Origin of the sequence: Limnospira sp. PMC 289.06, from assembly GCF_032350395.1 — a bacterium.
Taxonomy (GTDB): Bacteria; Cyanobacteriota; Cyanobacteriia; order Cyanobacteriales; family Microcoleaceae; genus Limnospira; species Limnospira platensis.
In genome coordinates, this window is the sequence record NZ_JARPLC010000136.1 from 1 (window position 1) to 11,679 (window position 11,679).

Genomic DNA, 11,679 nt, shown 5'->3' on the forward strand with positions numbered 1-11,679 from the left:
GTTCTGCTGCTGAATGGGAGGGGTAGACCGTGAGGTCTATCTCGACCCCTAATAGTTTGATAATTGAATCCTAATGGCAACTTATTTAGTTACGGGTGCTACCGGAGGAATTGGCTTAGAATTTTGTCGTCAATTATGCGATCGCCAAGAAACTGTGATTGCAGTCTGTCGCCATTCTAGCGCCGAATTAGAATAATTAGGGGTGCGAGTCGAGTCTGGGTGTGATATCACCTCCCCAGAAGCCGTCAGTAAGTTAGCCTCCAATTTAAAAGGTAGCACTATTGATGTACTGATTAACAACGCGGGTATTTTAAAGCGTAACACCCTGGAAAACCTGGATTTTGATAGTATCCGCCAACAGTTTGAAGTCAACGCCTTGGGACCCTTGAGAGTCACTTAGGCTTTACTCCCTCACCTCCAGTCTGGGTCAAAAATTGCTATAATCACCAGTCGCATGGGTTCTATTGGTGATAATACCTCCGGGAGTTCCTATGGTTATCGAATGTCTAAAGTCGCGGTAAGTATGGCGGGAAAATCTCTCTCCCATGACTTAAAACCCCGGGGAATTTCTGTAGGTATTTTACACCCAGGCTTAGTCAGAACCCGCATGACTAACTTTACTGGAATTACTCCCACCGAGTCAGTACAGGGACTATTAGCCAGAATTGATCAACTCAACTTAGATAATACTGGCACATTTTGGCACGCTAATGGTGAGGTACTTCCCTGGTAATCTGTAGGGTTGTTTAATCAGGTAATATTAATGGCTAATCATACTTAATATTACTATCATCAATTTCCGATTCTTGATCAGCTAGGGGTAGCAGAATTTCTACGGTAGTTCCTTGGTTTCTTCCGGGACTGTTTAAATAAATGCTACCCCCCATCATTTCCACCAAATTTTTAGATATCATTAAACCGAGTCCCGTACTTCCTTGAGGATTAGTGTTAGACTCATTTTCTACTTGAAATGCCTCAAAAAGTCGGTGTTGATTTTTCGGCTCAATACCAATTCCGGTATCTTGAACAGTGATAACTGCCATAGTGATTGGGGAGTCGCTGGGATTAGATTTCACCTGTCGGAGTTCAGTAATAATCGTAATATTACCACGGTCTGTAAATTTAATAGCATTACCAATCACATTAATCAAAACTTGTTTTAATTTGTTGGGGTCGGCTTTAATTTTAATGCCTTGAAAAAAATCTTGTCGGTAAAGCTGTAGATTTTTCTTGCGAAAATTGCCGAACTGTAAATAAATAGCAGCGGTTAGAGATGCGTGCAAATCAATAGGCTTTAACTCAATTGAGACTTTCCCAGCTTCAATTTTTGCTAAATCCAAAACCTGATTAATGAGGTTAATTAAATGCAGAGAAGACTGATAGGCTTGTTGCAGCAGTTCGGTTTCTTCGTCACTGTTATCATATAACTCATCAAGTAACAGTTGCAGAGAACAGATAATGCCATTGAGGGGTGTTCGCAGTTCATGGGATGTTTGCCTCAGAAATTCATCTTTGCGGAGATTACTATTGTTAAGGCGGATATTTTCCAGTTCAATATTATTAAATTTTTCGGTTAAATTCTGCAAACTTTTTTCTAGCTGAGTTTGTTTTAAATGCCCCGAATCGCGCAAGTCTTGAATATGATTCTCTAAATCCTGTTTTTCTTGATGCCACTTGTGTTGTTTTTGGTAACTATGCCAAGCTATTCCAGCAGCTCCTAACACGGAAATCAAGCTAATCACAAAAGGCAGCATATTATGACTCGATAAAAAATAAACAGAGCCATATAATAAAGAAATAACTATCATCAGACCAAGAGTAGTAATTGTCAGACCAGACCTTGATAATATATTTTGTGTGAGCTTTTTCAGCATCAGTGCTACCCACCAACTCACCACCTGAGTGGTGCCCTTTAGTAAAAATTTACTGTGCTTCTATTCTAGGTGACAAATTCCCGGTTGTCGGTAAATTTAAAGATTGACTAAAATATAGCAAACGTTACTGATTAGGTAAAACCGTAACCATGAAAGCAGTTTGGCTGGAACATCAGCAACTCGAACTCCGCACCGACATACCCACGCCTACACCGAGTCCAGGAGAGGCATTAGTGCGAGTCCTGCGAGCCGGGATTTGCAACACTGACCTAGAATTACTTAGGGGATATTATCCCTACCAGGGTATTCCGGGCCATGAATTTGTCGGTGTGGTGGAACAAGGTCCCCCTAATCTTCTGGGGCGGCGGGTGGTGGGAGAAATTAACGCCGCCTGTGGTAAATGTAGATTTTGCCTGACTCAACAACCCACCCACTGCGAAAATCGCACTGTTTTAGGTATAGTTAACCGTAATGGTGCATTCGCTGATTATCTCACGCTTCCAGTACAAAATTTACATTTAGTTCCCCATAGTGTTTCTACGGACGCGGCGACTTTTGCGGAACCTATTGCGGCGGCGTTGGAAATTCAGCAACAGCTATCTATTCACCCGCAATGGCGGGTTTTAGTGGTCGGAGATGGCAAACTAGGGCAATTAATCGCTCAAACTTTGGCTTTAACGGGTTGTGATTTGTTGGCTGTAGGTCGTCATCGACATAAGTTAGAATTATTAGAAAATAGGGGCATTAAAACGGGATTGGCTGATGCTGTAGTTGACAGAAGTTTTGATTTGGCGGTAGAATGTACTGGCAATCCTGAAGGATTTACGATCGCCCGTCGGAGTTTGCGATCGCGTGGTATTCTGGTTCTCAAAAGTACATATGCCGGGGATTTGACTATTGATATATCTTCTCTGGTGGTAGATGAGATTGCTTTGTTAGGTTCCCGCTGTGGTCCTTTCGTTCCGGCTTTGGAACTATTGGCAGAATTTCGGGTTGATGTGGAACCTTTGATTGAGGCTAAATATTCCTTAGATGAGGCGATCGCTGCCTTTAACCATGCTCAAAAGCCTGGCACTTTAAAGGTTCTGGTTGATGTGGCAGGCTCTTAATATTTTGACCAGATATTTTGGTTTATTTGGATTCGTAGTCGGGACAGTCGATCGCCCTTTCCGAGAGTGCTATGGTTGGCTGTACAGGACATTTAAGGCGGTAATCTCCCGTAAAAAAGCTACAGTTAGCACAGGGGATTTTGTGCATGATTTTAGCTCTTTTGATGGTCTGGGCGATCGCTGCTCCGACATTCCAAATTGTCAGGAACATCAACCCCCAAGCGACGACAAAGCATATAGGAACTAAAAAAGGTTGAATAGCCTGAATGAGAAACTGTAAAAACCTCAACACGGTCAATACCTTCTGCTATAACAATGGGTGAATAAATTAGGGTGAGTCTACCAGTGTTAGAGTCTCGCGCTTTGAGTAGTTGTTAGCTCAACTCAAATTAACCACTGGTACTCCCTTATAGGCGAAGCTGACTAAGCCTATGATGGGAGTTATATGGCTAGTTTATATATAGCATACCATGCCATTATACCATAGAGGGCAGTGATTGTCTAGGTTTCTAGGGATAATTTAAGCGATGGTGTAGTGTTCGCAGTTGACTTAGGCGTTCTTTGGTGAGCATATCTAAGGCTTTATGCCAATTATCTTGAGTGAGAGCAGGGGGAGATTCTGAAGCTAAGGTAATATTCCCCGGAACCGAAGGCACTAAGGCGCTATATTCAGGGGGGGAAGAGGGTTCTGTTGATTCTCGGCACTTTTTCCAGGCGAGGAATTGCACAAACTCCTCAAGTTCTTTAATTTCCGGTTCAGACATTTGTTGAATGGTGGCAATAGTTTCGGGCTGTAAGTGTGGAATATTCATGCTATCCAATAAAATCATCAAATTCTTGTCGTAAACGATAAATTACCGTCTCGCGATCGCACTGATTAATAATCTCTTGAATGACGGTATCAATACCATATTCTCCCCAAGTGCAACCCTGTTCTAAGTAAACCTGGGCGGCGCGACCGACAACATAAGTACCATAACCAGCGATCGCCGCTTGAGTAATAGCAGCCCCTGCATAGCCGGGAAAATTAGCCACTAACCCCGCGCCAGTTTTGCCGATTCCTAGGAGTAAACCACTGCCGACTTCACCCAATAAAATCGCGCCAGAACTAGCCAAAATTTGCCGCCATAATTTCCCCGCCTGATAACTGGTAATAGGCAACCCATACAACTTAGCTAAAGCGCGAATTAACAGCAAATCGGCAAAAAAGGCCCCCGCCACATCCAAAAAGGCGATGGGATTGATAGCGACGGCTATGGCTTTATATTGGGTAAACTTCCAGATTAAATCTTCGGCTTCAGCACGCTGTAAACGGACAGTCTGGCGGGCGATCATTCGGTCAGCTTCCCGGGCTTGAACCAAAGCATTTAAAGCCAAAAGCGATCGCCCTTCCCGATAAACAATAGTAGCGATCGCCCGCTGTAACTCTTGAATTTGAGGAGGTGGCGACTCCCATTCCTGAGTAATGCGGCCATTAGGCCATTCTACCCGCACCTGTAGGGGGGTAGGTTCAGCAGCAACCCGGACAATTTCTATAGATGAGGGAACCATGGCCGAACCCCGAACCGCCAACTGCTGCAAATTCCGATAAATCGCCTCCTGTTCAGATTCTGGGTAAAGGTCAATCTTGTTAAATACGATAATCAAAGGTTTTTGGGTACGTTTTAACTCGGCGATCGCCTCATACTCAGTGCGGGTCAAATCCCCCGACACCACAAACAGAATCAAATCCGCCTGACGGCTAACCTCCCGCGCCATTTCACCTCGAATCTGGCCCGCGACTTCATCAAGTCCAGGGGTATCGATTAACTCCACATCAATAGGTTCTACTTCCCGTATTTCTTCAGGTCTCACCGTCCAACGCACAGATCGCGGCCATTGCGTGACCCCGTGAGTTGGTCCAGTTTTCAGAACTCGCTGACCTAACAAAGCATTCAAAACCGCCGACTTTCCACGACTAACCAAACCAAAAGCCGCGATCCGAATTAACCCCTGATCTAGCTTTTCCAAGTTAACAGCCAGAGTATCAAGTTGTTCCTGTACCGTAGCTTGTAGTTGGCTACCCCGTGAGTCCTGTTGGCGGCGCATTTGACCATAACGCTTTAAAGCCTGCTGTAAACTGCTGCGCGCACGTTGGAAATGGGCGGTAGATGGGTCAGGTCGAGACATCAGGCGAGAATCTCCTCTAGGGCTGGTTTCACCGTAGAATACTGATATTGAAAATTGTAGGATTGGGGGCGTAATGGTAACACCTGTTGGCCTTCTAATACTACAATAGCAGCATCTCCTAATAGCATTTCCAGAGCAAAACTAGGCACAGGTAGCCAGGAGGGACGATTCATAATTTGGCCCATTTGTTGGCATAGTTCGTTCATACGGACGGGGTTGGGGGCGGTAGCATTAAGAACCCCCTCAACTTGGGGATTTTCTAAGCTAAAGCGAATTAGATTGACTAAATCGCTAATATGAATCCAGGAAAACCACTGTTGACCGCTGCCTAGGGGTCCTCCGGCAAATAGTTTAAAGGGGGTGAGCATTTTGCCCAAAGCACCTCCCATACCTAGTACAATACCAAATCGTAGGATCACTAAACGGATATCACTGTTTTGGATAGGGGCGGCGGCGGCTTCCCACTGCTGACAGAGGTCAGCTAGGAAATCGTTTCCTGGGGGGCTGCTTTCGTCAAAGGTGGCTGTTTCGCTGGTTCCGTAGTAGCCTATGGCGGAGGTACTGACTAAAACTTGGGGTTTAGGGGTGGCTTTGGTGCAAGCCAAGACGAGTTTTTGGGTTTGGATAACTCGACTTTGGTATAGTTCCCGTTTGCGGGCTTCTGTCCAACGTTCATCGGCTATGGGGGCTCCGGCTAGGTTGACTACACCATCACAGCCAGCGATCGCATCTTCCCATGAACCTGCTTCTGTGGGAGTGTAGCGCACCATCTCTACTTGGGGGTAGTTGGTTATGGGAAACACCCGCCGCCCTCTGTCTGGGTTACGGGTAAGCACGACGATTTGATACCCTAGGGAGTGGAGTTGTTGGACGAGATGTGAACCTACAAATCCGGTGGCTCCTGTAATTGCTACTTTCATTATGAGGAAGTCAATTAATAATTAATAATTAATAATTTTTAACTGCCAAGTGTCAACTGTCAACTGTCAAGTGTCAACTTTGAACATTACCTTAAAAAAGTCTAAACTGATTATGGCTGCTGTGGCGATCGCTTTTACGGGGACGGTGGCTATACTGCTTCATCTGCGAGCCCTACGAGTACAGGTTTATAGCCCAGAAGACAGCGTGAGATTGGTTCCTGAAAATGCACTGATGGCGGTTTTTGTTACCCCTAATCCATCGGCACTCTACTATTTAAGACAATTTGGTAATCAGCAAAGTAGGTATCATATAAATCAGTTTTTGTCAAGTCTTAAACGACAGAGTTTAGCCGGAACTTCCCTAAATTTCGACCGAGATATTAAACCCTGGTTAGGGGGAATTTTAGTGAGTGTGTTACCATCAGAAACCTCGGAAGATGCTGATCTGCTCATGATATTAGCGATTCAAAATCAGAGGCGGGCTAATCAGTTTATTAACCGGCTCAATGCGGAAGTGGGTGGGTCAGGACAGCCGCCACAATACCGGGGTTTTACTATTTATGAATACGGAGAGGAGAGTGGTAAAATATACCATATAGCAAGAGTTGACGATCGCCTGTTAGTAGCAGCTAGTCCCGAACCGATCCAAAAGGCGATCGATACCCGTTTTGGAGAGCCAAACTTAGCCCAATTATGGAAAGGTATAAACGCAGCAGAAACCGCAAATAAAGCCACAACTGATATTAGTTCTCCCTTGTCCAAATCCCCATTTCCCACCGAATCCTATAGGGTTCCTATGCCCTTAATCACCATTTTTATAGCAGACTATAACCAATTTTTAGAAAAATTATCCGAGTTTTCCGACTCCTCTTGGGAATCTTGGAGTCTGATATCTCAATTCGCCCCAATTCATTCTGCTATGGTCAGTTTAGGGGTAGAACCAACAGGATTTCGGATTAGGGGGATCGTGCAGCAAAGGCGATCGCCAACCCCCGTTAACTCCTCCCCCCAAGTAGGTCAAATTGTTTCCCGATTTCCCTCAGAAACTGTTGCTATGGTAAATAGTCAGGGAATTAATGCTATGTGGTCACAATTGGTTGACCAAAGCCAAATTGATCCCAGTATTCAAGGCGTGGTACAACAGATAAGGCATGGATTGGCAGCTATTGAACTTGATGCAGATGAGCAAGTATTTGGTTGGATGGATGGAGAATTCGCCCTGGCGGCGATCGCCTCGGAAAAAGGGATTCTCGCCCCCCTGGGATTAGGCGGCGCATTGGTCTTAGAAACCAGTAATCAGGCGATCGCCCAAAACACCCTAGACCAACTTGATCAGATTATCGCCCAAAGTAACCCCCCCGTTAACGTCGAACAGCGGACCATTGAAGGCATTAAAGTAACCGAATGGAATGACCCTCAACAAGGGACTTTGTTCGGACATGGATGGTTAACCCCTAATCTCCTATTTGTCGCCTTTGGTGGTCCTGTGGTTGAAGCTATGACCCAGGTTCCTAATCCATCCCTAACAGAAACAACCCGATTTCAGAAAATTACCGGCTCTTTACCAGAAGCTAATCATAGCTATGTTTACTTAGATATGGAAAACCTACTATCCTGGGCTACAAGCTACCTTCTAGCTGCGCCGGCTGTCGCCCTACCAAGGAGAACCATTAGTCTACTTAACTCAGTCCAAGGAATTGGTATCAGTGCCACCCAACCCACCGATGATCATATCACTATTGAGGTAGTTCTGAATCTCAAACCCAGAAGATACTGAGATAAAGATAGTTGAATTGATTTCCTCAACATGAGCTGAAAATTATGCGTATCCTAATTTATTCCTACAACTACTATCCTGAACCCATTGGTATTGCTCCCTTAATGACTGAACTGGCGGAAGGTTTAGTTAAACGGGGTCATCAAGTGCGGGTAGTTACCGGAATGCCTAATTATCCAGAACGTCGCGTTTATCCAGAATATCAGGGTAAATTCTATGTGACTGAACAGAGAAATGGCGTAGAAATTCAGCGCAGTTTTATTTGGATTAAAGGCCCAAAACCCGGCTTAAAAGCTCGGTTAATGTTAGATGGGAGTTTTATTACTACCAGTATTTGGCAAGCTTTTAAAGGTTGGAAACCCGATGTAATTTTTGCCACAATTCCCCCGTTACTTGTCTCTTTGCCTGTGGCTTTATATGCCACAATTAGACGCTGCCCAATCGTCTTAAATCTTCAGGATATTGTCTCGGAAGCAGCTATGCGGGTTAAGTTGGTTGAAGGGGATAGCTTCGTGTTGAAGACTGCCCGCAAAGTTGAAGAATTGAGTTATAAAAATGTGAGTCGAGTTAGTGTCATCGCTGAAGGTTTTAGGGATAATTTATTACAGCAAGGTGTCCCCGACGATAAAATTGCTTATATTCCCAATTGGGTGGATACTAAGTTTATTCATCCTTTACCTAAAGAAAACAACCCATTTAGGGAAGCCCACGGATTAACAGATAAATTCGTGGTTCTTTATTCTGGGAATATTGCCCTAACTCAAGGCATGGATACTGTCATTAAAGCTGCCGCTAAACTTCAGCATATTAGTGACATTGCTTTTGTGATTGTAGGGGAGGCTAAGGCTTTGGCAAATCTCCAAGAGTTATGTAAGGTTCATCAGGCAGATAATGTGTTATTACGACCCTTTGAACCCCGGGAAAAATTGCCGGAAATGTTGGCGGCGGCTGATGTGGGTTTGGTGGTGCAAAAACGAGATGTCACGGCGTTTAATCTACCTTCAAAAATTCCCGTGATTTTGGCTAGTGGTAGGGCGATCGTGGCATCGGTTCCAGATACCGGGACGGCTAAGGTGGCTGTAGTCAAAAGTGGCGCCGGGGTGGTGGTTCCCCCGGAAGATCCCCAGGCTATGGCTGATGCGGTCTTGAAATTATATGGCGATCGCCACTTAGTCGAGGCCTTGGGTAAACAGGGCCGTAAGTTCGCCGAGGCAGAATTTAGCTTTGATTTAGCTTTGAGTAAATATGAAGCCCTATTTACCGAGGTCAGCAACTCTCGTTAACAGTTCACACCCGATACCTGCACACAGGATCTTCATCCGAGTTGTTAGAATGATCACATCCGTACAACCTTTCACTAATGGGGGAATTTTATCGCTTAATGTTTAATAATAGCCATAGTCAATACGCACCGGATGGGTCTACGACCCTCAAGGGTCGGGTTGAGGACCCCACCCTAGCCACAGCGATCGCGGCGGCGATCGCTGCCGACGATCGCAAAGCCGACAACATTAAACTTCTGAAAGTTACCGAAGTTTCCTACTTAGCAGACTACTTTCTCATTGTCACCGGCTTCTCAAATACTCAGGTTAGGGCCATTCATCAAGCCATTATCCAGAAAGTAGAAGAGGAAAACCAGCGACAACCGCTGCGAATTGATGGTCAAAGCGAAGGTTCTTGGATAGTGGTAGACTATGGTGATGTCATGATCCATATTTTGCTACCAGAGGAACGAGAGTTCTATAATTTAGAAGCCTTCTGGGGTCATGCTGAAAAAATTAGCTGGTCTGCACTGACTTAAACCCTAAGCCCTAAAAATACTTATGAGAAAGGTTTCTGTTTCAGTCTGCCCCGTCCCCCCAGAACAACTTCCCATCAATGAATATCAGGAACTCCAAGAATCTTGGTTTTTTAGTTGGGTAACATTACCATGGCCGAAATATCTGGGCAAGTTAGCAACTGTGTGGCTATGGTCCAGTGTAATTTTTGCCCCCGTCGCGGCTGCTAGTTTTGCCCCCCAACGGAGTCCTGTCCATTTTATTTTGAGTGCGGGCGCAGGTTCCACTCTGTTTCTGGCCTTGGTTTTGCTGCGGTTGTATTTGGGATGGTGGTATATCCGATCGCGTTTAATTAGTCCAACGGTTTTTTATGAGGAGTCGGGATGGTATGACGGTCAAACTTGGGTAAAAACTCCTGAATTTATCACCCAAGACCGGTTAATTATTACCCATCAGGTGCAACCCCTCCTATACCGACTTCAACAAACCTGCTATGGTTTAGGGTTGGTTGTGGCTATGGGAGGGATGATTTGGATCGGCATTTAAAATTATTATTGATTCGGAAAATATGACAAGGGGAAAACGTACACACACAGCGGAATTGGAAGTTAAATTGTTGCGCGAGGGGATTACAGAAGCCGTCCATCGCATTCAAGCCGCCGTTTGTGATAACCGGGGTAAACTTCTGTTTCTGGCTGGTAGTCCAGACACTTCTACTTTTGTGCGGTCGGCTTTGAAGCCCTTTCAGGCTTTGGCAATTACTACCACTGGCACTTTAGAACGTTATGATTTGACTGATCGTGATTTGGCGATCGTTTGTAGTTCCCATCACGGACAGATTGAACAGGCTAGACAAGCCTTTAATATTCTGTGGCGCTGTGATATTGACCCTTCTCATCTACAATGCCCTATTCCTCAAGGTAAACGTAGCCCCCTTGAACATGGTTGTTCTGGGAAACACGCCGGAATGCTGGCCGTCTGTCGTCAACGTCACTGGCCTTTGGAGACCTATCTACAGCGTAAACACCCCGTCCAACAATTGATTATCTCCAAGCTGGGAGAACTTTTGGGTATTCCCGGAGATGAGTTTGTCGGCGCTAGGGATGATTGCGGAGCCCCAACTTATCAGATGGAATTGTCTCAGATCGCGACTTTATATGCTCAGTTGGCTTCCGGTGATAATTTGGACATGGAACGCATTGTCCGATCTATGACCCATCACCCGGAGTTTGTCGCCTGTGAGGGACATTTTGATACGGAATTGATGCGATTAACACAAGGGGAACTCATCAGTAAGTCTGGGGCTGAGGGAGTCCAGTGCGTGGGTCGGGTCGGTGAAGGTATGGGATTGGCGATTAAGGTTATGGATGGGGCGAATCGTGCTAAATATGCGATCGCTATTCATCTACTCACTCAGATGGGTTGGATTACTCCTACAATGGCTGAAAACCTTGCTGATAAGTTCATGATCCTTAATAATTTTAAGCGCTTAGAGGTTAGCGGAGAATTAATTATGATTTAGGGGTTGCAATTTCTCGGCTGTTGGTTTATACTGTATTCATACAGCGCGGGGTAGAGCAGTCTGGTAGCTCGTCGGGCTCATAACCCGAAGGTCAGTGGTTCAAATCCGCTCCCCGCTATTAAACCGAAAACGTTGATATATCTACTGTGGCGGGAGTTGCCTATAATGGTTATCCTACCTAATTACTCAGATATTACTCATAAGCTAGTCCTAACACAGGAAAATAATTCTCTCAATAGGATGATTACTCAGTCAACAAGCACAACTTAATCAATCTGTCAAATACCCATATCACCCCCATAACCGGACGCTGATAGGGTGGTTCCCTTGTGATACCCGTCAAGGGCAAGCCTATCGGTTCGTTCGTCACCATTGACTGCTATCACGGCGGTCACTTCCCCAATAGTGCTTGTTCCGGTTATGGGGGGAGGGTATGTTTCAAAGCCAACACGATAGCCGTAGGTAGCCGTAGGAGGGAACCCGCTAGGGAATCAACGTACAAAGATATCAGACCGCCTTTCAGTATCAGG

The 11,679-nt window shown here is 45.2% G+C and carries 11 protein-coding genes, 1 tRNA gene and 1 pseudogene; 8 read left to right on the forward strand and 5 right to left on the reverse strand.

The annotated features are described in order from the left end of the window. The first annotated feature begins 73 nt into the window (after window positions 1-73). Window positions 74-733, forward strand: a pseudogene (locus tag P5674_RS20215) (SDR family oxidoreductase). 34 nt (window positions 734-767) lie between these two features. On the opposite strand, the gene P5674_RS20220 reads toward P5674_RS20215, so the two are convergent. Beyond that, a complete protein-coding gene (locus P5674_RS20220) occupies window positions 768-1,808 on the reverse strand; it encodes a sensor histidine kinase (RefSeq protein WP_035735904.1) in 1,041 nt (346 codons plus the stop codon). 215 nt (window positions 1,809-2,023) lie between these two features. Between P5674_RS20220 and P5674_RS20225 the strand changes: the two genes are divergently transcribed. Further along, window positions 2,024-2,983 (forward strand): MDR/zinc-dependent alcohol dehydrogenase-like family protein, encoded by a 960-nt coding sequence (locus P5674_RS20225; RefSeq protein ID WP_014275523.1) that lies wholly within the window; start codon window positions 2,024-2,026, stop codon window positions 2,981-2,983. Between the two features lie 22 nt (window positions 2,984-3,005). Here the strand turns inward: P5674_RS20225 and P5674_RS20230 are convergent, their stop codons facing one another. The 4 genes from P5674_RS20230 to thyD all read right to left on the reverse strand — a co-directional run bounded on the left by P5674_RS20230 (window position 3,006) and on the right by thyD (window position 6,072). Continuing rightward, window positions 3,006-3,275 (reverse strand): hypothetical protein, encoded by a 270-nt coding sequence (locus P5674_RS20230; protein WP_014275522.1) that lies wholly within the window; start codon window positions 3,273-3,275, stop codon window positions 3,006-3,008. 217 nt (window positions 3,276-3,492) lie between these two features. Then, window positions 3,493-3,813 (reverse strand): hypothetical protein, encoded by a 321-nt coding sequence (locus P5674_RS20235; protein ID WP_006617704.1) that lies wholly within the window; start codon window positions 3,811-3,813, stop codon window positions 3,493-3,495. Continuing rightward, entirely contained in the window at window positions 3,797-5,152 is a 1,356-nt protein-coding gene (locus P5674_RS20240) for a GTP-binding protein (protein WP_014275521.1), read from the reverse strand. The genes P5674_RS20235 and P5674_RS20240 overlap by 17 nt, the downstream gene beginning before the upstream one ends. Then, a complete protein-coding gene (gene thyD / locus P5674_RS20245) occupies window positions 5,152-6,072 on the reverse strand; it encodes a thylakoid membrane protein ThyD (RefSeq protein WP_006617702.1) in 921 nt (306 codons plus the stop codon). Before thyD ends, P5674_RS20240 begins: the two co-directional genes overlap by 1 nt. A gap of 70 nt (window positions 6,073-6,142) precedes the next feature. Between thyD and P5674_RS20250 the strand changes: the two genes are divergently transcribed. From P5674_RS20250 to P5674_RS20275, 6 genes are all read left to right on the forward strand, one after another. After that, window positions 6,143-7,849, forward strand: coding sequence for a DUF3352 domain-containing protein (locus P5674_RS20250; protein ID WP_231852177.1), 1,707 nt, complete (start codon window positions 6,143-6,145; stop codon window positions 7,847-7,849). 44 nt (window positions 7,850-7,893) lie between these two features. Continuing rightward, window positions 7,894-9,132 carry a glycosyltransferase family 4 protein gene (locus tag P5674_RS20255; protein ID WP_014275520.1) on the forward strand — a complete coding sequence of 413 codons (1,239 nt, stop codon included), beginning with the start codon at window positions 7,894-7,896 and terminating at the stop codon, window positions 9,130-9,132. Between the two features lie 77 nt (window positions 9,133-9,209). Further along, complete coding sequence (gene rsfS, locus P5674_RS20260; protein WP_006617699.1) at window positions 9,210-9,650, forward strand: ribosome silencing factor; 441 nt, start codon at window positions 9,210-9,212, stop codon at window positions 9,648-9,650. Between the two features lie 22 nt (window positions 9,651-9,672). Continuing rightward, a complete protein-coding gene (locus P5674_RS20265; protein WP_006620520.1) occupies window positions 9,673-10,173 on the forward strand; it encodes a CGLD27 family protein in 501 nt (166 codons plus the stop codon). A gap of 22 nt (window positions 10,174-10,195) precedes the next feature. Beyond that, complete coding sequence (locus tag P5674_RS20270; protein WP_043468293.1) at window positions 10,196-11,149, forward strand: asparaginase; 954 nt, start codon at window positions 10,196-10,198, stop codon at window positions 11,147-11,149. 44 nt (window positions 11,150-11,193) lie between these two features. Next, window positions 11,194-11,267 (forward strand) — tRNA-Met (locus P5674_RS20275). Window positions 11,268-11,679: the final 412 nt, after the last annotated feature.

Excerpts from the sequence above, each read along its gene's own strand:
- P5674_RS20220 (WP_035735904.1), bottom strand. The coding sequence starts at position 1,808 with ATGATAGTTATTTCTTTATTATATGGCTCTGTTTATTTTTTATCGAGT.
- P5674_RS20225 (WP_014275523.1), top strand. The coding sequence starts at position 2,024 with ATGAAAGCAGTTTGGCTGGAACATCAGCAACTCGAACTCCGCACCGAC.
- P5674_RS20235 (WP_006617704.1), bottom strand. The coding sequence starts at position 3,813 with ATGATTTTATTGGATAGCATGAATATTCCACACTTACAGCCCGAAACT.
- P5674_RS20240 (WP_014275521.1), bottom strand. The coding sequence starts at position 5,152 with ATGTCTCGACCTGACCCATCTACCGCCCATTTCCAACGTGCGCGCAGC.
- thyD (WP_006617702.1), bottom strand. The coding sequence starts at position 6,072 with ATGAAAGTAGCAATTACAGGAGCCACCGGATTTGTAGGTTCACATCTC.
- P5674_RS20255 (WP_014275520.1), top strand. The coding sequence starts at position 7,894 with ATGCGTATCCTAATTTATTCCTACAACTACTATCCTGAACCCATTGGT.
- rsfS (WP_006617699.1), top strand. The coding sequence starts at position 9,210 with ATGGGGGAATTTTATCGCTTAATGTTTAATAATAGCCATAGTCAATAC.
- P5674_RS20265 (WP_006620520.1), top strand. The coding sequence starts at position 9,673 with ATGAGAAAGGTTTCTGTTTCAGTCTGCCCCGTCCCCCCAGAACAACTT.
- P5674_RS20270 (WP_043468293.1), top strand. The coding sequence starts at position 10,196 with ATGACAAGGGGAAAACGTACACACACAGCGGAATTGGAAGTTAAATTG.